We start from the raw sequence: 22,364 nt of genomic DNA, 5'->3' as shown, positions 1-22,364 counted from the left end.
TCCACTGCGGGTACGAAGTTCAAAAAGCTGTGTATGCAAAATAAACTGAAACTGCTGGATGCATCGGTACGTCATCTGGGTACGGACATCAATTATGTCGTGCTGGAAAATATGTACGCGGAACTGAAAGAGAAGGTTGAGTTTCATTTTAACAGCTCTGTGGATGATCTGGAGGCCAGCAGCGACGGTTACCGGGTGATATGCGGGGATACGGGTTATGAGTGTGACCAGTGTATCGTCTCAGTAGGCAGGAGCGGAAGCAAATGGATGGAGAAAATCTGTGAAAGGCTGGACATCTCGACAAAATCAAATCGGGTGGATCTCGGCGTGAGAGTTGAACTTCCTGCCGTGATCTTCTCCCACCTGACCGATGAGCTCTATGAGAGCAAGATCGTGTACCGCACGGAAAAGTTTGAGGATAAGGTAAGGACGTTTTGTATGAATCCTTACGGTATCGTCGTAAATGAGAATACCAATGGGATCGTGACGGTAAACGGACACAGCTACGAGGATCCTGCAAAGCAGACGGAGAATACAAACTTCGCCCTTCTGGTGGAAAAGCATTTCTCCGAGCCTTTTAAAGACAGTAACGGATACGGCGAAAGCATTGCACGGCTTTCCAATATGCTGGGTGGCGGAGTGCTTGTTCAGAGATTTGGCGATCTGATTCGCGGCAGAAGAAGTACGGCAAAGAGGATTGAAGAAGGATTTGTGCGCCCTACACTTTCAGCGGAGCCCGGAGATCTGAGTCTGGTACTGCCGAAACGTATCCTTGACGGTATCATTGAGATGGTGTATGCACTCGATAAGATCGCGCCGGGAACGGCAAACGATGATACGCTGCTCTATGGTGTGGAAGTGAAGTTCTACAATATGGAAGTGCAGCTGGATGAGAATCTGGAGACGACGCACAAAGGGTTCTATGTGATCGGAGACGGAAGCGGTGTGACACACTCCCTGTCCCATGCATCAGCCAGCGGCGTCTATGTGGCAAGGAAGATCGCGGAGAAGTAGAGGCTGCATGACGGTAATGCCATGCGATAGCCAAGGTATCCTTTATGATACCAGGTATCAAAAATAATCGTACTTGTGGGATTTTAATATTGGTCATATAATTAAAGCGGTTCAAAAAAGTGACTTATATTTAAGGAGGATACGCAAATGACTAATATTGAAAAAGTAAACAAGTTTTTAGATGATGCAAAGACATTTTATTTTCTGACCACAGATGGTGATCAGCCAAAAGGACGCCCTTTCGGATTTCATTTACTGGATGGAGACCGCCTCTACTTTGGATGCGGAACATTTAAAAATGTATATTCCCAGCTCACAAAAAATCCGAAGGTGGAAGTGCTGGCAGTATCCGGTCAGGAATTTATGCGTTACGACGGCGTTGTGAAAATCGTAAAAGACGAGAACCTTTTAGAGAAGGTACGAGAAGCAATGCCGCAGATCATGAGTTTGTATGACAAGAATGGCTGGGAAATGGGTATGTTTTATCTGGAAAACGGCCATGTGGAGATTCGCGGCATGCTGGATCTGAAAGAAGAATTTGATGTATAAGAGACAACAGTTAGGAAGCGTTAATTTAAGAAGAGATACTTAACAGATAATAATTAAGAACAGATAATAATTAAGAGGTAATAATGATGAAGCGATTAATTGAAACGGATACAACCATCGAAGAGAGGTTTGGAAAATGTCCTTACGCCACGGCCCAGAGTCTGATTTCAGGAAAATGGGCGGTTTTGATCCTGCATTATCTGGAGGACGGTCCTGTTCGTTTCAATGAGCTTCAGCGCCTCATGCCCAAAATGACCCATGCCACCCTGTCGGTTCAACTGAAAAAACTCATCGAAAACGAATTGGTGGAGCGAAAGCAGTATGACTCTGTCCCTGTGAAAGTCGAGTATTCTTTAACAGCGCTGGGGAAAGAATTTCATCCCGTAATGGAGGCGCTGCAGGAGTGGGGACAAAAATACATTGCATACACCAAAAAGAAAGAGTAAGAAATGCGGTTTGGAGAGGGAAACAACAATTTTATATTAATCTATTGACTGTAAAGTCCCTTTTGATATCTTCTCCCCGATGGGTTTTTGTGAGGATATCGTCATCCTCCGCAGCGTTTGTTTCATTGCTGAACTGGGAGAGCGGCGGATACTCAATGTCATCATCCTGTGCGCCAAATAAGATAATATGAGCTTTGACGCCGTCCCACACGACTTTACGGACCAGAGTACGGATTGCAGAGCGTTTCTGTTCCACGGTCATTTCATCAATACTGTCTTTGAAAACTGATAATAACTGACGCATAACATCAATATCGGATTTATTTTTCTGCATAGAAGCAATCTGGTCTTCATAGGCTACCCGGTTCCTGGTATAGAATTTCCTGCTTTGCTCCAGCTGATCGATAAAAGAGCCTTTGTCATCCTCAAGCAGTTTGATTTGCTCGATAACAGCCACATCCAGGGTATTTCCATTGGCATTTTTGCTGTTGCAAAGCGTGCGTTTGCTGCGTTCTTTCAGCTTGCATACATAAATATAGATCGGTTTACCATTCGCAGTTTTCTGTTTGCTGATCTTCGGGTACATACGGTTACCGCAGGTACAGTATAACAAGCCGGTGAGTAATGCTTTATTATTTCGGGGTTTACGGTAGGCTTTACTTTTATTCCGGTTGAGGGAATCCTGGACGGAAATCCATATCTTGCTTGGAATAATCCCCGGATGCAGGCATACTGCTACGATCCACTTATCGGGCGGAAGATAGGTGACTGCCTTTCCTTTTTCTTGACGGGTACGATTATATGCCATAATGGCATAGATATCATCAAAATCTTTCTTATCAGAGTTCAGATCTGTATTTTCTTTTACAAGGTAATTGTAGGCGGTTTCATCTGCGGTCATATAGACTGGATTCTGTAAAATGGATTTTATGGAAAAACGGGTGAAGTGTTTATTATTCTTTGTTTTGATCCCCAGTTTCATTAATTCCGATTCTGGGGCTGTCAATGAGTCATATTCAATATATAGATCGAAGATCAATTTGATAATCTCTGCCTCTTCCGGTATCAGTTTCAATTTGCAGGCTTTCTTTGCCTTTCCGTCTGTGGTGACCTTCTGGACTGATTCAGAAGAATATCCAGTGGGAGTTGTGCCTCCAAGCCACCGTCCGGTTTTTGCCAGTTCGTGCATATTATCCCGGATACGCTCAGCTATAGTTTCACGTTCCACTCATTTTCTTTCATTGCGTTTCGCTTCATTATATGATATATAATATAAACTATTATATCATATAGTATCAAATGAGTAAACGGTAATATAGACACATATGTATATAAAAGCAAAGTATGGACAACTTTCAAAAAGTGAAATTAACATAGGTCAAAAAGACTCTTTCATCAACAAATTTCGTCCGTATTCTTGGACGAATTTCTGTACTGACATAGTGAAGATCCATACATTTTATGGAATTGAGATGAGCGGTATAGCGCCACATGTTGTCTGAAGCGGAGAAAATAATTTTGGTAATATTGCATAAAAATCAAAGAAGGAATTATGATATATGATGAAAATAAATATAGCTATGGACAAATGAACTGAGAACTGTTAATATATACGCATAAATTAAGTTTGTTATTACGTGATGGTAAGCAAGACTGTTTATAATACTGATTGGGATAATAGTATTATGGGCAGTTTTTTTATTGTAAAGCCGTTTTGGATGCTTGCTGGAGGGGGTAGGAACAGGTGAAAATCATCAGAGTTCTGAATACAAATGCAGTTGTATCGATGGATTCGTGCAGCCAGGAAATTATCATTACCGGCGCTGGGATTGGTTTTAAAAAGAAAAAGGGCGAAGAGCTGGACAAGTCCCGCGTGGAGAAGATTTATTGTCTGAAGAGTGCGGAGGATAATTACAGGCTCCAGCAGGTGGTGAGAGAAATCTCGGAGAAATATCTGGAGATTGCCGGCAAGGTAGTCAATGCTTCTAGAGAAGCAGGACTGAAGGTGAGAGATACCCTCTATGTGACATTGACTGATCACATCAATTCCGCTGTGGAGAGATACCAGAGCGGAATCAGCCTTAAGAATCTGATGCGACACGAAATTCGAAAATTTTATCCACAGGAATACAGGGTGGCCAAGGAGGCCATTGAGTGGATACGGAAGATGACAGATATTGATCTGGGAGAAGACGAGGCGGGATTTATCGCCATGCACATTATATCCTCAGAGCTTGAGAGCAGCGAGGTTTCAGATGTGCAGAAGATGACAGAGCTAATTAATGCCATTATCAAGATTGTAAAAATACATTTCAGGATTGAATTTGACGAGGATTCTGTGTCCTATCAGAGGTTTCTGACGCATTTAAAATTTTTCTCAGCCAGAGTCCTGGACGGTGAGGTCTATCAAGACAGCATGGGGGAGATATACCAGGCAATGGTGGCACAAAACGGGCATGCCTATACGGGGGTGGAAAAGGTGGCCCGGTTCATTGAAAAGCAGTACGGATACCGGATCAGCATAGATGAGGAGCTGTATCTGCTGATTCATATAAAGAGAATACTGGACGAACAGCATCGCTAGTTCGCAGGTTTGTTATTATTCAGTTAAGCAAGACCTGGCCCTGAAGGGTACATTTCCCGGGAAAATGTGCTCTTTAAGGCTAGGTCTTTCTTTTTCCGGATACTTCCGGGATACATATATTAATTCTAATGAGGTGAAGATATGGATTACGCAAATGTTGCAAAGAAAATCCTGCAGCGTGTAGGAGGAAAAGAAAATGTAATCAGCCTTGTACATTGTATGACCAGGCTAAGATTCACGCTGAAAGACGAGTCCATTGTGGACGACGAGGCAGTGAAAAAGACAAAAGGTGTTATGGGAGTGATGAAGAAGGCAGGACAGTACCAGATCATCATAGGAAATGACGTGGCCAATGTCTTTGCAGAGCTGAATAAGCTTGGCAACTTCTCAAACGAGGCTCCGAAGAAAGCACCACAGAAGCAGGAAAAGAAGGGAATCGTCTCTATGCTGATGGATACGATTTCCGGCATTATGGCGCCGGTTATTCCAGCAATCATCGGCGCAGCCATGATCAAGGTGCTTTTGACGCTACTGCCCATGATAGGTGTGCTTGATACAGAAGGGAATACCTATAACCTGTTAAGCGTTATGGGAGACGGAGCTTTTTTCTTTATGCCTGTTTTGATTGCCATTTCTGCATCAAAGAAATTCGGGACAAATATGTACTATGCGGCCAGCATTGCGCTTATCATGCTCCATCCTAATTTTATTTCTCTGATGAGCAATGCAAATGAGGCAGGGGAGGTGGTAAAATTCCTCGGCTTTATTCCGGTTACCTATGCTTCCTATTCCTACTCGGTCATCCCGATCATCCTGGCAGTATGGTCCCTAAAGTATGTGGAGAAGCTGGCAGATAAGATTACGCCCGTGGTGACCAAGAACTTTTTGCGCCCCATGCTGGTGGTGCTGATCGAGGCACCGATTGCTCTGATCGTACTGGGACCTCTGGGGGCAATCCTCGGCAATATCCTGTCAGATGTCGTATACTTTATCCATGACCAGCTCGGTTTTATCGCTATCGGACTGGTGGCCGGTATTTATCCGTTTGTTGTCATGGCTGGCATGCACCATGCATTTACCCCGATAAAGCTTGGTATGATTGCTACAACCGGGTATGAGAACTTTATCTGTATCGGTGAGCTCTGCTCCAACATGGCGCAGGGTGCTGCTTCTCTTGCCGTATCCGTAAAGAGCAAAAATAAAGATTTTAAACAGGTGGCAGGCTCCTCCGCATTCTCCGCACTTGTGGCAGGTATTACAGAGCCCGCTCTCTACGGTGTGACATTGAGACTGAAAAGGCCAATGCTGGGAGCCTGCATCGGAGCTGTCGCAGGTGGACTCTTCGGTGGATTTTTCCAGATGAAATGCTTTGGTATCGCAACACCGGCAATCGTGACGATTGTTCAGTATGTGGAGGAGGACAGAGCGGCCAGCCTTTTGATAGCAGCCCTTACCATTGTCATAACAATCATTGTGGCATTTATCGCTACTATGTTGATCGGTTTTGAAGACATTGTGGACGAGGACGATGAGGATATTCTGGAAGAAGAAGCCAAGCCTGCAGTCGCTCCCCTTCCGGAGGGAAGAGAAATCCGTATTTCGAGCCCTATCCAGGGAGAGTGCATCCCGCTGGAGCAGGTGAAGGACGCTACATTTTCACAGGGAATTCTGGGAAAAGGCGCCGCTGTCATCCCGGAGAAGGGAGAAGTGGCAGCCCCATTTGACGGAAAAATAGATATAATGTTTGAGACCGGTCATGCAGTCGGAATGACCAGCAAGGATGGTGTGGAATTACTGATACATGTAGGTATGGACACGGTAAATCTGGAAGGAAAATATTTCCATCCGAAAAAGGCTTCCGGAGATACAGTTAAGAAGGGAGAAGTTATTCTGGAGTTTGACAAAGATGAGATTGTGAAGGCGGGATATGACATTACGACTCCGGTTATTGTATCCAACATGGATGCATTTGCGGATGTTTCTTCCACCGCCTCCGGACCGGTGAAGGAGCTGGATGATATACTGATAGTACGTTAATCGAAAATAAAAGGAGGAAGAGACATGGAACAGATGAGAGCAGCAGGATTTCCGGAGGGATTTCTCTGGGGAAGTGCTTCTGCCGCATATCAGATTGAAGGCGGATGGAAAGAAGGCGGAAAAGGGATGACGAACTGGGATGCGTTTGTGCGCATTCCGGGCAAGACTTACAAAGCCACTACAGGGGATGTGGCAGTGGATCACTATCACAGGTACAAAGAAGATATCGCACTGATGGCAGAGATGGGGCTGAATACATACCGCTTTTCTGTCTCCTGGGCCAGGATCTTCCCTGAGGGGACTGGGGAGGTCAACGAGGAGGGAATAGCCTTTTACCAGAATATCATTGACGAGTGCCTGAAATACAACATAGAGCCCATGGTGACCATTTACCACTGGGATCTGCCCCAGGCCCTTGTCGATGAGTATCAGGGGTGGGAGAGCCCCCGCATCATCGATGATTATGTACATTATGCAAAAACGCTGTTTTCTAGGTTTGACGGCAAGGTAAAGTATTGGATCACTCTGAACGAGCAGAATATATTTACTTCGCTGGGATGGCTGACAGCCCAGCATCCGCCGGGTAAATTTGATAACCAGAAGATGTTTTACCAGGTCAATCATCATGCGTTTATGGCTCATGCAAAGGCGGTGTTGGCTTACCGGCAGATGGGAGGGAAGGGACAGATAGGGGCAAGCTTTGCCTACACCCCCTCCTATGCCCTGGACTGCAGGCCTATCAACGCTATGGCAAAAGCCAACTACGATGATCTGAAAAACTACTGGTGGATGGATGTCTATGCATACGGGCGCTATCCTGTTGCAGCGATGACATATTTGAAGAAAAAAAAGATTGCACCGGACATGGCTGATGGAGACGAGGAGATTCTCAGACAGGCGGCATCACAAATCACGTTTATGGGTGTGAACTATTACCAGAGTTGTGTGTGCGAGTACAATCCCATGGACGGAGCCACTCCCTATGGGACGATGAACACGACCGGTATTAAGGGCTCTGCCCAGGAGCTGGGGATGCCGGGGATTTACAAAAATCCGGCCAATCCGTATCTGATGACCACAGACTGGGACTGGAGTATCGATCCTTCGGGACTTCAGTTCTGTTGTAGAGAGATTACAAGCCGCTATGCGCTGCCCATAGTCATCTCTGAGAACGGACTGGGAGCGTTTGACAAAAAGACTGAGGACGGTCAGATACATGACGAGTACAGGATCTGCTACCTGAAGGAGCATATCAAGGCGCTGGGAGAAGCTGTGGAAGAGGGCTGCCAGGTACTGGCCTATTGCACCTGGTCCTTCACCGACCTTCTGAGCTGGCTGAACGGATATCAGAAGCGATATGGCTTCATTTATGTGGACCGGGAAGAAGAGGAGGGAGGCACACTTGAGCGCTTCAAAAAGGACAGCTTCTACTGGTACAAAAAAGTCATTGAGACAAACGGGAAAGAGATCTTTGAAGAGGAGTAGAGAACAGAAGCTTTATTCCTGACAGGGCTGCTAGACAGGTGTAAGCCCTCGATAAAAGTCTAACTAAATGGTAACAGGCGGTACTTAGTGCCGCCTGTTACCATTTATGATCATGCACTTTTTTCTTCAGTTGGACAGGCTGTTTTTTCTGAGTTCCATTTTCCATAAAGCACGCTTTTGATAAGCCTGTTCATAGAAAGTTTCCAGATTTTCACCAAGCCGGTCATCTATATCACTGACAGATTCATGAAACAGGGAGGCATCGAATCTCTGTCCCATCGTGGCATATAACTTCTGATAAACCTGATCTCTGTCAGCTGATCAGATAAGTTGTCATATTTCTTTTTCTGTGACTGAAGAGATTCCTTTTCTAACGGCTTTGTCCGAATCGCCTTTGTAATAGCTTTGTATTTCTTCAAAACCGGTGTGATCATAGAAATCCATTCTCTGGCGGAGGATGCCTGATAATCTAGGAGCAGCGCCCGGTCTGATTCAGAACCGGAAGTTTTATCCTTTAATAATGTAATTTACTGATGAGTAATTCCATTCCGGCTGTATAGTGGTATTTCTCCATGTACGGGAATACGTTCTCTACAGATGGAGTTGTTTCGTTAACAGTAATTTCCTGTATCATTGGGTGAAGTGCAATATGCCGTCCGGTTTGTGTCTGTATGAACCCTTTCTCAATCAGGCCATTGATAATATTCATATTAGACAGCTTTAGCCAGTGTGCATATAGCCTGCCGCTGATCCCGCCTGTCGGGGCAAAGGAAAATCCCCTCATAATATCCTGTTCTGCCGGAGAAAGCTGATATAAGGAAAAGAACGTGGATAGTGCTTGGCAAAGGTTCCGGTTTCCATATTCCGGTGTACCGGCTCATCCGGGAATATAAATCCTACCGGGATTGCAGGGCAGGAGAAAATCTGGAATGGGAAGAAGAAAATGTACTCTGGCTGAACCGCCGGTATGCGCCGGCAAAGGCAGTCGGTGCGGCCCTTCTCATGCTGCTGCTGACAGGAGTTTCCTTTTCTGCAGAATATAAGAATGAAAACATAGAAATTGCATCTTACGGAGATTTGATGGCCCTGACAGCGCTGTCTTTTATCTGCGCGCAGGATAGCTATAATCTGACCGCTGCCCCGCCATCTCTGCTTTACAGGCGAATCAAAGAAAGCGCCGACACATTTCAGAACTTTACATTTTCGGAAGCGGGAATCACCGTGGAGGCTGCCTTCCAATGCTGTGGCTACGAGTTCCGCCAGGCTCAGTACAGCAGCAGCGAGGTGCTGGTGCCGGTATACGGGGAAGAGCCGTATTTTCAGGTGGAGTACAGGGTGTATAAAAGCGGAGATGAAATAGAGAAAACCATTATTTCATCCGGAGCAAATGTCAGGCAATCTTTATGGGAGCAGCTAAAATGAATGTATAAAAATGCGCTGTACATGGTAATGATTGCATGGGGATATTTAAATGCCAGAACTGCCAGCTCCGGCACATGCCTTTCCTCTGAGTAAACAGCTTTTCCCACTTGAAACAATTCCCCGGATTTCACTTTCTGTCGAATCAAGTAGTCAGAGCCATACTCCTGTTTTCGGTATGGCGGCAGATGCCCGGAAGGTCACTTGAAGAATTTGATAGACAGCAGACCACTGTTCCGCATTGAGAAGTTAAAAATATTTCACATAATCTATTGACACAGGAAATCAGAAGTGATATATTTATAACAACAAGAAGTTATAAATATATCACTTGGAGGTTGCTATGAAAAGAATTAGTCTAAGAATGCTTATGTTTGTCCAAGCCATTGTTGCCTTTTGTATTCCGGCATACTATCATCTGATGGTGATTTATAAGTTAAATTCCAATGCGCCGGTATGGATTGCGATTATTCTATTGGCTGTCGTAAGTTGGTTGAAGAAAAATGCTGATGTTATGGACGAATACGCGAAAAAGACCGTACAAATCGCAGATGCTATCTGCTTCAAGGTTGCCATCGTCTTTATGGGAATTATCACCTTTCCTTTTTTACTGTTAGACGGCACTTCTCCATATTTAACAGGCTATCTTGTAACAGGCGGTATTTTTATTTTAGTGCTGATTCGAGCCATTGTATTTTACTGGATTGATAAAAATGGGATGGAATAACGATGTTGAAAACAAAGATTAAAGAATACAGGGAAAAAGAAAATATGAAACAAAGTGAGTTGGCAGCTTTGATTGGTGTTCGTAGAGAAACAATTGTCCATTTAGAAAACGGGCGCTATAATCCATCTCTGAAAATGGCAATGGATATTGCAAAAGTTTTTCATACGACGGTGGAGGAGTTATTTGAATTTACAGACTGAAAGAAGGCATGGAAAAGTTTATTGGCTAATGTTCTTCCACACGGTATATTTGAATTATCCGCTTTAGAGCCTTTCAAACTGAAAAATCATTCCGCTCATCTTTTGGTTGGGTTCTCTACAGTCCATAAAACCGGAGTTGCTGGAAACTTTTTACGGCAATGACGAAATCCTCGCCAAGTAGATATCTGTGAATCCGGACTTTCTTAGGAAAAACAAAGTGAAACAGGTTTGCCTGTGTACCGTGTAATCGGCAAAACATTTTCTCCCGATGAAAACGTGATGCTGGAAATCAAAAGTAAATATTTAATAAATATCGTCTTTGAATAAAACTTGTGGGTACGGATAAATATATGAACAGCATTTTATTATTAGTTCCATTTTTAGCAGTAAGATTTCTGCTGCTTTCAGCTTTGGACAAAAAACCGGATTTTTCCTGGCAGTTTTATGTGGGGACAGTCCTTTACCTTACGGGGCTTTGTTTATGCGCTGCTTCTATGGTAAATTTTTCTTCTCCTGATGACACAGGATTAAATATCAATGGGATATACCGATTTTCCCGCAATCCCATGTATGTGGCATATTTTATTTGCTTTATGGGGATGGCTTTTTTGACACAGTCTTTGGTCCTGATGGGGATTATAATGATCTTTCAGATTTCTGCTCACTGGATTATTCTGGCAGAGGAAAGAGAATGTATAGAAAGATTCGGAACGGCGTATGAGGAATATAAGAAGAGAGTGAGACGTTATATTTAAAATGTCTTGGGCATTTTGACAGTACAGATGGTAGAATACATTTATAAATGACGGAGATAAAACGCAGATAGATAGAAAAAGGTGATAAAAATGTGCCGAAATAAAAAACGAAAAAATGATGTATGGCTCCACGCAAAGCCAGTGAAAAGAGCGACATTTGCGTGGAGAGAATACAAATAGTCGCTTGCATATGACTGGCTTTGCTTCCTGGACGATCAATTAGGGAAGGAGCCTGCATATGAAATACATCAATGCAAATGTAATTCTTCCCGATGAGCTGGTCGAGGAGCTGCAGAAATATGTTCAGGCGGGATACATTTATGTACCTGCCAAGGAAGAGCAGCACAAAGCCTGGGGCGAGCTGTCCGGTTATCGGGAGGAACTTGAGAAACGCAACGGAAAGATTATATCAGAATACCGTCAGGGAAGTTCGGTGGAAGAGCTGGCTGACCGGTACAGCCTTTCGATTTCTGCCATCAGAAAGATTATTTATCAGAGGAAACGAAAGAAAGGCAAATAACGTAATGATGAAAATGAGATGGCGAAAACGGAATCGAAGAAATGAAATCATAATAAGAATGGATGAAAGATAAGTGGGAGAGCTTCCGCCGGGAGGCTCTCCTTTCTTTTGATCTGAAATAATGGTTTTGAGGATCTGGCTGTTATAAAAAATGTTCTCTGGAAAGTATACCAATGAAATTATGGCTGTCTGTTGCTGTCATGTTCGGTCAGAGGCTTTCTGTTCCGGGCAGCGTTGAGCTCCCGGTGCAGCCTTACCGCCATGATTATGGTGATGACAAACGAGAGAACATCGGCCACGGGCTGTGCCAGAATAACGCCGTTCAGTCCAAGGATGTGCGGCAGCAGCAAAATCGCAGGGAGAAAGCAGATGCCCTGTCGGCAGGCCCCGAGAAGACAGCCTTCTCTGGCTTTTCCCATGACGAGGAATAGAAAAGAGTAAACGGTGTAGACGCCGAAAAGCATAAAGGACAGGCCGTTGATCTGTAATGCCCGCTGGCCAGTCTGTATCATTTGTGCGTCTCCGGATGTAAATTGTGTCATGATCGGACCGGAAAAAATGGCAGTGGCGAGGCCGAAGATGATGCAGAAGATGGTGGACCATAGGGTCGCTGTCCGGATGGCTTCCAGTAAGCGTTCATATTTTTTTGCCCCATAGCTGTAACCGGCGATGGGCTGGAAGCCCTTCAGAAAACCGTATACGATCAGGGTTCCCATCGACAGGATTTTCGTGACCGGTCCCATGGCTGCAAGGGCGGAACCACCGTACTCCTTGGCGGCATCATTGATCATGGCAATGGAAATGCTGGTGAGTAATTGAAACAGCAGGGTTGGAACGCCTATTTTCAGTATCTCCGATAAAATGTCTCCGGAAAAGCGGCATTCTCTGATGTGGAAGGTAAATACGCTTTTTTTGCGGAGAATATAAGTGATATAGATGGCGGAAGATACCATCTGCGAGAGTGCGGTGGCGATGGCCGCGCCGGAAACGCCCAGTCCCAATGTATAAATGAAAATCGGATCCAGGATTACATTTAATACAGCGCCGGACATCAGAGCGAGCATGGCAGTTCTGGCGGCTCCCTCGCTGGAAACGATGTTGTTCATAGCCACATTGAAGACATTGAATATAGAAAATGTAATGTAAATGCGGCTGTAAGATAATGCATAGGGCATAATGTCAGCAAGCGCTCCAAACTGCCGTAGGATTGGCTGCAGGAAAAACAGGGAGAGGAGGATGGCAATGGCGCCGATTCCGATACTGCTGTATAAAGCGGTGCTTGCCACTGCATTTGCCGTCTTTCGGTTGTCCTGACCCAGAAGCCTGGATAGATAGGCGGCAGCTCCATTTCCAAACAGCAGTCCCAGCCCCACAACGATTTGTCCCAGAGGATAGGCTACGGTTACGGCAGCCATCTGCACCGTGCCGAGTCCGCCCACAAAGTAGGTATCGGCCAGACTGTAAAGGGCATTGATCAACATTCCCGCCATGGTCGGAAGCCCCATGGAAAGTAAAGCTCTGGGAACTGGCACACTACCCAGAAGATTCATTTTGTTGTTTTGAGTGTTCATACGTGTACTCCTTTCTCTTGACTTTTGATATAAAATAGACTACTATAATTTATAGTAAAACTGCGGAAACACATACTACTATAAATTATAGTATCTGTCAAGAGAGAAAGGAGAATAGAATGGCGGCCATAGATTTGATCGTGCTTGGTATGCTGAAAAAAGAGCCACTGAGCGCTTATGACATTCAGAAACTGGTGGAATATCGAAACATTTCAAAGTGGGTGAAAATCAGCACCCCATCTATCTATAAGAAAGTAATTCAGCTGGAAAAGAAGGGATTTATTACGGGAAACACTGTCCGCGAAGGGAAAATGCCGGAAAAAGCAGTGTATTCTCTGACGGAAACCGGAGAGGAAGAATTTCAGAGGCTGATGCTTGAGATATCCAATCAACCCATCCGGTTCTTTTTGGATTTTAACGCCGTAATCGTCAATCTGGACGGCCTGCCGGCAGAGGAACGGAAAAAGTGTCTGGAAAATATTTCTGATAATATCCGTATTTTGAAGGGATATCTGGAAGAAAATGCAGCGGCAAAGAAAGATAACCCGGATATTCCGGAAACCGGCTGGGCTGTACTGCAGCAGCAGATGCTGCTCGTCCAGGCTATGGAAAAATGGATCGAGACAGTGCAGTAGGGGAAAAGCAAAAGCGCTGCCCATACGAATATGGCAGCGGGAGTTCCTCTGCCGGGAAGTGTGTCTGTTTCCATGGTATTTTCCACAGAATGATACGGTAGCGTTCTGTGGATTGAAAGTACATTTTCTGAAAAGTAAAATAGCCATGTATTCTGGATGACCAATAAAATAGTCCTGTAACAGAAATTGCTGCAAAGAAAATTTGTGCCAGTGATTACAAGTAAAATAATTCAGCACCAGGAAAGAAAGGAATGATGAAACATGGCTGCACCAAACAAAATTTACCCGAGAACCGGGGACACACAGACCATTTATCTGAAAAATGTTATCACAAATCCCAATATTCAGGTGGGCGATTATACAGTATACAATGACTTTGTCCACGATCCAAAAGAGTTTCAGCAGAATAATGTGTTGTATCACTATCCGATCAATGGGGATAAACTCATCATCGGAAAGTTCAGCTCCATTGCCTGTGGAGCAAAGTTTCTGTTTAACAGCGCCAACCATACGCTGGATTCTTTATCCACCTATACATTTCCTCTGTTTTTTGAGGAATGGGGGCTCCCGTGGGACAAGATGAAAGAGGCCTGGGATCATAAGGGAGATATCGTCATCGGAAACGATGTATGGATTGGTTATGAGGCGGTCATCCTCGCGGGAGTGACCATCGGAGACGGCGCGGTGATCGGCAGCCGGGCGGTGGTCACAAAGGACGTGCCGCCCTATACCATTGTGGGAGGTGTTCCTGCAAAGATCATCCGCAGAAGATTCGACGAAGATACCGTGGAGGAACTGCTGCGCCTTCGGTGGTGGGACTGGCCGGAAGAAATGATAAGAGAAAATATCACGGCCATCCAGTCAGGCTGTGTGGAGCAGTTAAACAGGGTATGATCCAGACAGGCGCTAAAGGTCAAAATCATCTTTTACAAAATTCACACATCTGGTATACTGGAAAATGTAGTTTAGTCTGTAAGTTTTATCCTTAAAGGAGCATTAAAAATGAAGAAAGTATTAATAATATCGTCCAGTCCGAGGAAAAACGGAAATTCCCAGTTGTTGTGTGAGAAATTCAAAGAAGGCGCAGAATCACAGGGAAATGAGGTCTGTCTGATTCGTCTGGCGGAAAAGAATATCGGATTCTGCCACGCCTGCGATGCCTGTATGAAAAACGGGGGAATCTGTGTTCTGCAGGATGATATGAGAGAGATATTGGAAAAATATAAAGAGGCAGATGTGCTGGTTCTTTCCACGCCCGTTTACTTTTACGGGATCAGCGCCCAGATGAAGACCTTTATTGACCGTACATATCCAATCTGGCAGCATCTCGGAAAAAAAGAAGTATATTATATTGTGTCGGCAGGATTGCAAAGGGAGATCATAGAACGGTCTCTCGGGGATCTGGATGGCTTTGTGGAGCATCTCGAGGAGTATGAGATAAAAGGAAAATTATATGCGGAAAATGTCATGGAGGCAGGAAAGGTCGCAAAGACGGCATTGCCGGAGAAGGCTTACGTCATGGGGCAGATGGTATGAAAACAATCCTCATTGTGGAAGACGATAAGAAACTGAATGACGGGATCAGGCTGGCTTTGCGGAAGGAGTTTCTCTGCCTTCAGGCTTTTTCGCTCCGGTCAGCTTCCGATATATATGAAGAGCAGCCTGTGGATCTTATCATACTGGATGTGAACCTGCCGGATGGAAATGGTATGGACTTTCTGACTGGGATTCGCAAGACGGACAACGTGCCGGTCATACTTCTCACTGCTAATAAGATGGAGATGGATATTGTATCGGGTCTGGAACTGGGGGCCAATGACTATATCACGAAACCATTCAGTCTGATGGTTCTGCGGGCCAGGGTCAGCGTACAGTTAAGAGACAGAAATCCTTCGCCAGATGTATACAGAATCGATGATTTTTGTTTTGATTTTAGCAAAATGGAATTCATGAGAGGAAAGGATATCCTGGAGCTCAGTAAAACGGAACAGAGGCTGCTCAGATGTCTGCTGGAAAACAAAGGGAGGAATCTGAGCCGCAGCCAGCTGATTGATTACGTCTGGCAGGGCGATACGGAATATGTGGAGGAGCATGCCCTGACCGTTGTGGTAAACCGTCTGCGGAATAAGCTGGGCAGTCAGCACGAATGTATCAAGACGGTGTACGGAGTGGGATACAAATGGGTGAGAAACTGATTTTCAGAATCATCCAGAATAATCAGGAGAATCGGAGAAGGTATGAATGAAGAAATTGTAATTGCTGTACTGGCAGTCATAGTTTTGTTTTTACTGTGTGCCCTGGCGGGAGCGATCCTTTATTTTACGAGGAGAGAAAAGAGATTTGCCGGAAATATGGAGGATATGCTGGAAGATGCGGTTTCGGGAGAATTTCAGGAAAAGCGCCTGGATGAATCCCGTATGTCTGTGATCGAAAGTGATATGTGGCGTTACCTTTGCGACCATGAGCGGAAGGTCAGCAGGCTGGCAAAGGAACGGGAGCAGATGCAGGAACAGATTTCTGATATATCCCATCAGGCGGTCATTCCTATTTCTAATATCGTACTGTATTCACAGCTTCTGGAAGAGTGGACGAAGATGCGGAATCCGGAAGACAGGCAGAATATCCGGGACGCGCTCAATGCCATCGAAGAGCAGGCAGAAACGCTGAATTTTTTAATGGAATCGTTAGTGAAACTGTCCCGGCTGGAGACAGGAATCATTCGGGTCCATGCCAGAAGACAGCCGCTGCAAACCGTTCTTGAGGCGGTCAGGAACCAGTTCCAGGCCATAGCGGCCCGGAAAGAGATACGGTTTGAAGCAGCCGATACCGATGAACAGGCTGCCTTTGACAGAAAATGGACCATCGAGGCGGTGGCTAATATTGTGGATAACGCTATAAAATATACGCCCCGGGGAGGAAGGGTGACAGTGCGTGTGCAGTCGTATCCATCGCTGGTCAGAATGGATATCTCGGATAACGGGCCGGGAATACCGGAGGAGGAACAGGCAAATGTGTTTTTAAGATTTTATCGTTCTGAGACGGTCAGCGACAGCCCCGGCGTCGGCATTGGACTCTATCTGGCAAGAGAGGTTATGAGAGCGCAAAATGGATATATCAAACTTTCTTCAAAGATGGATGAGGGCAGTACATTTTCCCTGTTCTTCATGAAGGAGGAAATGTCTCAAAAGTGAGAGATTGTGGAGACTGGTTTGTGATGATCATATGGTATAGTCTGTATAGAAAACATACAGGCTATATTTTTTTGTTAAGGGGGGAAATGCGATGAATATTTTAGAGATAAAAGAACTGAGGAAGACATACGGTGCCGGCGAAACCCAGGTGCAGGCACTCAATGGCATCAATCTCACGGTGGAACGGGGAGAGTTTGTGGCGGTCGTCGGTTCGTCAGGAAGCGGAAAAACGACGTTTCTGAATATGGTCGGAGGGCTGGATGTTCCCACCGACGGGGAGATTATCGTCGATCAGAAAAAAATCCAGGAATTGTCCGATGATGCGCTGACGGTTTTCCGACGCAGAAAGATAGGATTTATTTTTCAGCAGTATAATTTGATTCAGATGCTCAGCGTCTGGGAAAATATTATTCTGCCGTTGAAGCTGGACGGCAGAAAAGTGGATGAAAAGTATGTATTGGAAATCGTGCGGATGCTTGGAATTGATAAAAAATTAAAATGTCTTCCCAATCAGCTCTCAGGAGGGCAGCAGCAAAGAGTGGCCATCGCGAGGGCCCTGGCGACAAAACCGGCACTGATTCTCGCCGACGAGCCTACGGGGAATCTTGATTCAAGGACAAGCCAGGATGTGCTGGGACTATTGAAAATCACCGGAAGTACATTCAATCAGACAATCATCATGATCACACACAATGAAGAAATCGCGCAGCTGGCGGACCGGATTTTGAGAATAGAAGACGGAAAATTTGTTACAAGGTAGGTGAAGGTGATGTTTGGGGATGGAAAAGATATCGGACTGCATAAACAATTTATAAGAAATTACAAGAAAAACACGCTGGCCGTTTTTTTCAGTTTTGCATTGACATTTATGCTTCTGACAGTGCTGCTGACCTTGCTGCATACCAATCATAAGATAGAAAATATACAATTAAAAGCTGAGTTTACCCCGTCGGATTGTTATGTGGACGAGCTGTCTCAGGAGCAGATCGATCTGCTGCAAAAAGACCCGGACATTCAATGGACAGCGATGCAGCAGGGAAGTTATGATCTGTACAAATGTAAGGAACAAAATGTTTTTCTCACGAGGAATGATGATACGGCGATGACCATGATGGCGAAGCTGACGGAGGGCAGGCTGCCGCAGAAATCCGGAGAGATCGTGGCGGAAAGGTGGGTGCTCCTGAATCTCGGCATCGAGCCCGTCATCAATCAGGAAATTTGTATCACTGAGGAAGAAACAGGGGAAGAAAAAAGCTTCATCCTGACGGGAATTTTATCAGATATCTATGGAAATAAAAAATATGGAACTCTAAATCTGTACACTGTTATGGACGAAAGCAGCACAGAGCCATACCTTGTCTATATACGATTTCAGGATTCTGTAGATTACGAAAGCAAGGCTGAAGAACTGAGACAAGAGCTGGGGATCGGCAGAAATCAGATCAAAGAATGTCCGGCAAGAGAAAATCTGCAGGAGTTATATCTGATGGACGCAGGGATGATCAGCGTACTTTTACTGATCTGTATGGTTGTTTTTTACGGCGTTTACCGCATCACCGTATTGTCGAGAACACAGCAATATGGAATATTGAGAGCCATTGGCATGAAAAAAGGACAGCTTTGCAGAATGCTGCTGCTGGAATTGTTTGATATATACCGGATCAGCGTGCCGGCGGGAATACTGTGTGGTATTTTTGCCGCCTGGCTGGTCATGCTCGCATCGGGCGACAGAGACCTGGAAGTCTGTCTTTTGGGCGAGGCGGTGCGTTTCCGTCTGGTAATACCGATATGGCCGATATTTATCTGTGTTGTCATCACATTTGTCCTGATCAGTATGATTGGATATCGATTCGGAAGAAAGGTCACGGCTAATTCTGTCATCGATACCATATCGGGAAAAGAAACGGGAAATGGAAAACGGCTGTTTCCAATCCGTCAGAAAGACAGCAAAACGGGAACCTTATTCCGAATGAGCTGCAAGTACATTTTCAGAGATTTAAAAACAAGTGGTTTTGCCGTTCTGACCATCTGTCTGGGGGTCACGCTGTTCACAGGGCTGGCTTACCGGGCAAAGACTTTGACGATTTATCGGGAAGATACAAAGGAAATGTACTATTTGAATGGAGAGTACACACTGACCATGCTGCATTTTAGTAATGTGGAAGAAGGAATATCGAGAGAAAATGCAGAAAAAATCAAAAATCTGGAAGGAATACAGTCGGTGAAAACCAGTGCAGGTCTCCCGATCCGAGTCATAGACGAAGATGGAGTGAAAAGAAATGATGCGTATTATAACGAATATAATGAGAGATTGAAAGAGATATACGGCTGCGGCAAAAGTGGTTATGACGGAACAGACCAGGTTTATCAGTCTATGCTGCTGGGATATAATGAAGAGGCGCTCAACGCACTGCAAAAATATGTGATCCAGGGTGAGTTTACCCCGGACACTCTGGGGGATGATGAGGTGATTCTGTCAGTGCTTCGCATGGACGATACCAAAAATAATGAGCTGCCGGGATTTTATAAAGAAGGCACGCCGCTGATGGACTATCACCTAGGTGATGCGATTACTATAAAATACAGAAAGGATTTACAGACAAGCTCCGTCGAATATGAGGCGTTCAAAGACTACGACGCGGAGTACATGTATAAAACGTACAAAATAAAAGCGATTGTTTCTTTTCCTTTTATGTTTGATTGTAACAATACCATATATCCCCTGTTGATTACCAATGACCGGTATATACAGCAGATGGCGCCGGAGAGCGGGATCCAATGTATGTATTGCGACGGAGACGCAGGCCTGACCACGGAGCAGCAGAATATACTGGAGCAAAAGCTCATCCGGATTGGCAATAATCATTCCAATATATCAACCCGCAGTCTCATTGCGGAGATAGAACAGAATGAAATGTTCTATCACAAACAGATGGTATACATTTATGGTATATCAATCCTTACATTTATACTGGTCATGATAAATGTAATGAATAACTTCAGATATCGGATGCAAAAACGAACAAGAGAGATCTGTATGCTGCGCGCCGTCGGCATGAGCGTGGCAATGACCAGAAAAATGATGCTGTTTGAAAATGTGACATTGGGAGTGACGGCTGTTCTGACGGCCTTCCTGCTTTCTCACCCGGTGCTGAGATACCTGTACCGTATATCAGACATGCGGGCGTTCGGTCATGGCTTTCATTTCGCCTGCGCGGAATTTGCCCTGGTGGCGGCGTGTGTGCTGGCAATCTGCGCCATTCTTTCCTTTGGAATCTTGAAATCCTGGAAAACGAGGCAGATCACGGAAGGAATAGGAAGAGTGGAATAAAAGCTGCTTAAAATATTTTAAAAAAATTTATTTTCTCGTGAACTTTTTGCCCCGCCAGATTGTATCTGTATATGAAAAGAAAAATGTCTAGTACTGTTTCATTTTGCGTCATTCTGCGAAATGTGAATGAGACAGTACACTGGCAGAAAGGAGGGGAACAGGGTGATCGATTCGTATATCAGGCAGTATGGAAGACGGCTTTTCGGGCTTTGTATGACCCTCTGCGGCGATTCTTTCGAGGCGGAGGACCTGTATCAGGAGACCTGGCTGAAGGTTGTGAAAAACATATCCAGGTATGATCCTGCAAAAGAGTTCGAGCCGTGGCTTACAAAGATATGTGTCAATACATACCGGAATACGCTGCGCCGCATCGCCCGCAGTCCCATGCTGCATTTCCGGGATACGAGGGAAAAAGAGGAGCTGCTTCATTCTGTTCCCGCGCCGGAGAAAAAGGATTACGAGCTTCTTTATGAGGCGGTGCGGAATCTGCCGGAGAAGCTTCGGCTGACAGTCATTCTGTTTTATTTTGAGGATATGGATATTCAGTCGGCGGCAAATGTGCTGGGGATTCCGCCGGGCACGGTGAAGTCCCGCCTGAACAGGGCAAGAAATGTATTGAAGGAGGTGCTCAGCGATGAAACAGATTTACGATTTTGAGAAATACGCTCCGCCGGCACTGAGCGAAAAGACGCTGCGACAGGAGTTTGAGAGAAGGAAACTGAGAAGACAGATGTTTCTGCTGGCGCTGGCTGCTGTTTTGTCCCAAATTGCGGTTTTTCTGATGGGCCTGCTGGCCTGGGAAAGCAGACAGGATTTTGCAGTGTGCTGTTTCGTGTATGCGGCTGTGTCTATAGTGGGAAGTGTTGTGATTGCCATTGTGTATTCTTATAGAGGAAAAGGAGGCGACGAGATATGTCAGGAATTACTATAATAATGCTGCTGCCGCTGCTGGTGATCATCATCGCAGTGCCGCTGCTGGTCGGCGTGTATGTGTACAGGGATGCGTCAAGCCGGGGAATGAACGCCGTGTTGTGGACGCTGCTGGCTGTGCTGGCGCCGTCTCTGATTGGATTCATCATCTATCTGCTGGTGCGGGGCAGTTACTCAAATCTTAAATGCCGGGTCTGCGGAGAGCGGCTTCGGGAAGACTATATGGTATGTCCCGGATGCGGCGCAAAATTAAGACCTTCCTGCCCCAACTGTTCGGCCCCGGTGGAGCCGGACTGGAAACTGTGCCCGAGATGCGCGGCGCCTCTTCCAGAGCAGCAGACCGACATCGCGGCGCCGGTAAAAAAGAAAGACCGGACGTTGCCGGTCATCCTCGCCGCGGTGATACTGGTTCCTCTTGTACTCATTCTGCTTTCCGTGGCTGCCTTTACCACCGAAAGCACCATGTCGTCAGCGACAGCGCTGCTTTCCGTGGATGATTACATACAGGAGACCGGAAATACACAGATCCGGGAATGGCTCAGCAAGAAGAAGCCCGCAGACAACCAGGCCGCCGTGCTCCGCTATGAGATAGATACCGACGATGAGACTGTGACTCAATATCTTATTTACATTCCTTCTTTGTCAGAATCTGCGGAGTATACCGTGGAGTCCGGCAGCGGATTTTTCGGAGATTCCATAGATGTGGATATCTCAGATAAAGGCGAGGGAAGCGATGCGCTGATGAGCATTTCATTTACGTCCGGTGATGCGGTGGATATTTCCATCACATGCGAAGGAGAAAAAATGCAGTGTGAGATAGAAGATGTGAAAGAGCCACTTGATTAAATACATTTTGTAAGTAGCCATACATAGCAAAACCACCCTGATATGATATGCCCCTTGTCAAGTAGACAGGTAAAATATCTAAAATTGAGTATAGAAGATGCCGGCATTCCTCTTTGGAAGTGCC

Annotated in this window: 24 protein-coding genes; 21 read left to right on the top strand and 3 right to left on the bottom strand. The window is 45.4% G+C overall.

Annotated features, from left to right (window positions below; genetic code table 11):
* The 3 genes from B5E53_RS15025 to B5E53_RS15015 form a co-directional block, all read left to right on the top strand.
* Positions 1–1,014, top strand: a 1,014-nt coding sequence (locus B5E53_RS15025; protein ID WP_087316503.1) for an FAD-dependent protein, incomplete at its 5' end; no start/stop codon positions are given.
* 147 nt (positions 1,015–1,161) lie between these two features.
* Positions 1,162–1,563, top strand: a complete 402-nt coding sequence (locus B5E53_RS15020; RefSeq protein ID WP_087316495.1) for a pyridoxamine 5'-phosphate oxidase family protein — start codon at positions 1,162–1,164, stop codon at positions 1,561–1,563.
* Between the two features lie 83 nt (positions 1,564–1,646).
* Complete coding sequence (locus tag B5E53_RS15015; RefSeq protein ID WP_343215667.1) at positions 1,647–2,009, top strand: helix-turn-helix domain-containing protein; 363 nt, start codon at positions 1,647–1,649, stop codon at positions 2,007–2,009.
* Between the two features lie 31 nt (positions 2,010–2,040).
* On the opposite strand, the gene B5E53_RS15010 is transcribed toward B5E53_RS15015, so the two are convergent.
* Positions 2,041–3,237, bottom strand: a complete 1,197-nt coding sequence (locus B5E53_RS15010; protein ID WP_242963763.1) for a recombinase family protein — start codon at positions 3,235–3,237, stop codon at positions 2,041–2,043.
* 516 nt (positions 3,238–3,753) lie between these two features.
* Between B5E53_RS15010 and B5E53_RS15005 the strand changes: the two genes are divergently transcribed.
* The 3 genes from B5E53_RS15005 to B5E53_RS14995 all read left to right on the top strand — a co-directional run bounded on the left by B5E53_RS15005 (position 3,754) and on the right by B5E53_RS14995 (position 8,115).
* Positions 3,754–4,593 carry a PRD domain-containing protein gene (locus B5E53_RS15005; protein WP_087316491.1) on the top strand — a complete coding sequence of 280 codons (840 nt, stop codon included), beginning with the start codon at positions 3,754–3,756 and terminating at the stop codon, positions 4,591–4,593.
* 141 nt (positions 4,594–4,734) lie between these two features.
* Positions 4,735–6,630 carry a beta-glucoside-specific PTS transporter subunit IIABC gene (locus B5E53_RS15000; RefSeq protein WP_087316489.1) on the top strand — a complete coding sequence of 632 codons (1,896 nt, stop codon included), beginning with the start codon at positions 4,735–4,737 and terminating at the stop codon, positions 6,628–6,630.
* 24 nt (positions 6,631–6,654) lie between these two features.
* A complete protein-coding gene (locus tag B5E53_RS14995; RefSeq protein WP_087316487.1) occupies positions 6,655–8,115 on the top strand; it encodes a glycoside hydrolase family 1 protein in 1,461 nt (486 codons plus the stop codon).
* A 126-nt stretch (positions 8,116–8,241) separates the two neighbouring features.
* Here the strand turns inward: B5E53_RS14995 and B5E53_RS19345 are convergent, their stop codons facing one another.
* A complete protein-coding gene (locus tag B5E53_RS19345) occupies positions 8,242–8,394 on the bottom strand; it encodes a hypothetical protein (protein ID WP_162611933.1) in 153 nt (50 codons plus the stop codon).
* A gap of 555 nt (positions 8,395–8,949) precedes the next feature.
* Between B5E53_RS19345 and B5E53_RS14985 the strand changes: the two genes are divergently transcribed.
* The 5 genes from B5E53_RS14985 (at position 8,950) to B5E53_RS14965 (ending at position 11,736) form a co-directional block, all read left to right on the top strand.
* Entirely contained in the window at positions 8,950–9,537 is a 588-nt protein-coding gene (locus B5E53_RS14985) for a hypothetical protein (RefSeq protein ID WP_087316483.1), read from the top strand.
* 340 nt (positions 9,538–9,877) lie between these two features.
* A complete protein-coding gene (locus B5E53_RS14980; RefSeq protein WP_087316481.1) occupies positions 9,878–10,261 on the top strand; it encodes a hypothetical protein in 384 nt (127 codons plus the stop codon).
* The gene (locus B5E53_RS14975) at positions 10,258–10,461 is read left to right on the top strand and encodes a helix-turn-helix transcriptional regulator (protein WP_087316479.1); all 204 of its coding nucleotides are present in this window, start codon (positions 10,258–10,260) and stop codon (positions 10,459–10,461) included. Before B5E53_RS14980 ends, B5E53_RS14975 begins: the two co-directional genes overlap by 4 nt.
* Before the next feature lie 350 nt (positions 10,462–10,811).
* Positions 10,812–11,216, top strand: a complete 405-nt coding sequence (locus B5E53_RS14970; RefSeq protein WP_087316477.1) for an isoprenylcysteine carboxylmethyltransferase family protein — start codon at positions 10,812–10,814, stop codon at positions 11,214–11,216.
* A gap of 238 nt (positions 11,217–11,454) precedes the next feature.
* Entirely contained in the window at positions 11,455–11,736 is a 282-nt protein-coding gene (locus tag B5E53_RS14965) for a CD3324 family protein (protein ID WP_087316475.1), read from the top strand.
* 179 nt (positions 11,737–11,915) lie between these two features.
* On the opposite strand, the gene B5E53_RS14960 is transcribed toward B5E53_RS14965, so the two are convergent.
* A complete protein-coding gene (locus tag B5E53_RS14960; protein WP_087316472.1) occupies positions 11,916–13,307 on the bottom strand; it encodes an MATE family efflux transporter in 1,392 nt (463 codons plus the stop codon).
* A gap of 119 nt (positions 13,308–13,426) precedes the next feature.
* On the opposite strand from B5E53_RS14960, the gene B5E53_RS14955 reads away from it, so the two are divergent.
* The 10 genes from B5E53_RS14955 (at position 13,427) to B5E53_RS14910 (ending at position 22,240) form a co-directional block, all read left to right on the top strand.
* Positions 13,427–13,942: a PadR family transcriptional regulator gene (locus tag B5E53_RS14955; RefSeq protein ID WP_087316470.1), complete on the top strand. Its 516-nt coding sequence runs from the start codon at positions 13,427–13,429 to the stop codon at positions 13,940–13,942.
* Between the two features lie 261 nt (positions 13,943–14,203).
* Positions 14,204–14,836, top strand: a complete 633-nt coding sequence (locus tag B5E53_RS14950) for a CatB-related O-acetyltransferase (protein WP_087316468.1) — start codon at positions 14,204–14,206, stop codon at positions 14,834–14,836.
* A gap of 108 nt (positions 14,837–14,944) precedes the next feature.
* The gene (locus B5E53_RS14945; RefSeq protein ID WP_087316465.1) at positions 14,945–15,478 is read left to right on the top strand and encodes a flavodoxin family protein; all 534 of its coding nucleotides are present in this window, start codon (positions 14,945–14,947) and stop codon (positions 15,476–15,478) included.
* Positions 15,475–16,137: a response regulator transcription factor gene (locus tag B5E53_RS14940; RefSeq protein WP_087316462.1), complete on the top strand. Its 663-nt coding sequence runs from the start codon at positions 15,475–15,477 to the stop codon at positions 16,135–16,137. The genes B5E53_RS14945 and B5E53_RS14940 overlap by 4 nt, the downstream gene beginning before the upstream one ends.
* A gap of 42 nt (positions 16,138–16,179) precedes the next feature.
* Positions 16,180–17,133, top strand: a complete 954-nt coding sequence (locus tag B5E53_RS14935; RefSeq protein ID WP_087316460.1) for a HAMP domain-containing sensor histidine kinase — start codon at positions 16,180–16,182, stop codon at positions 17,131–17,133.
* 91 nt (positions 17,134–17,224) lie between these two features.
* Entirely contained in the window at positions 17,225–17,893 is a 669-nt protein-coding gene (locus tag B5E53_RS14930; RefSeq protein WP_087316458.1) for an ABC transporter ATP-binding protein, read from the top strand.
* Between the two features lie 9 nt (positions 17,894–17,902).
* On the top strand, positions 17,903–20,464 hold the full coding sequence (locus B5E53_RS14925; protein ID WP_087316456.1) for an ABC transporter permease: 2,562 nt from the start codon (positions 17,903–17,905) through the stop codon (positions 20,462–20,464).
* Positions 20,465–20,626: 162 nt separating this feature from the next.
* On the top strand, positions 20,627–21,121 hold the full coding sequence (locus B5E53_RS14920) for a sigma-70 family RNA polymerase sigma factor (protein WP_087316454.1): 495 nt from the start codon (positions 20,627–20,629) through the stop codon (positions 21,119–21,121).
* A complete protein-coding gene (locus tag B5E53_RS14915) occupies positions 21,099–21,395 on the top strand; it encodes a hypothetical protein (RefSeq protein ID WP_087316452.1) in 297 nt (98 codons plus the stop codon). Before B5E53_RS14920 ends, B5E53_RS14915 begins: the two co-directional genes overlap by 23 nt.
* A complete protein-coding gene (locus B5E53_RS14910) occupies positions 21,377–22,240 on the top strand; it encodes a zinc ribbon domain-containing protein (RefSeq protein WP_087316450.1) in 864 nt (287 codons plus the stop codon). Before B5E53_RS14915 ends, B5E53_RS14910 begins: the two co-directional genes overlap by 19 nt.
* The last annotated feature ends 124 nt before the right edge of the window (positions 22,241–22,364 follow it).

This window comes from Eubacterium sp. An11 (assembly GCF_002161065.1).
Lineage (GTDB): Bacteria > Bacillota > Clostridia > Lachnospirales > Lachnospiraceae > Anaerobutyricum > Anaerobutyricum faecale.
Note: the sequence above shows the minus strand (reverse complement) of the source record. Positions and strands in the feature narration are given on the sequence as shown.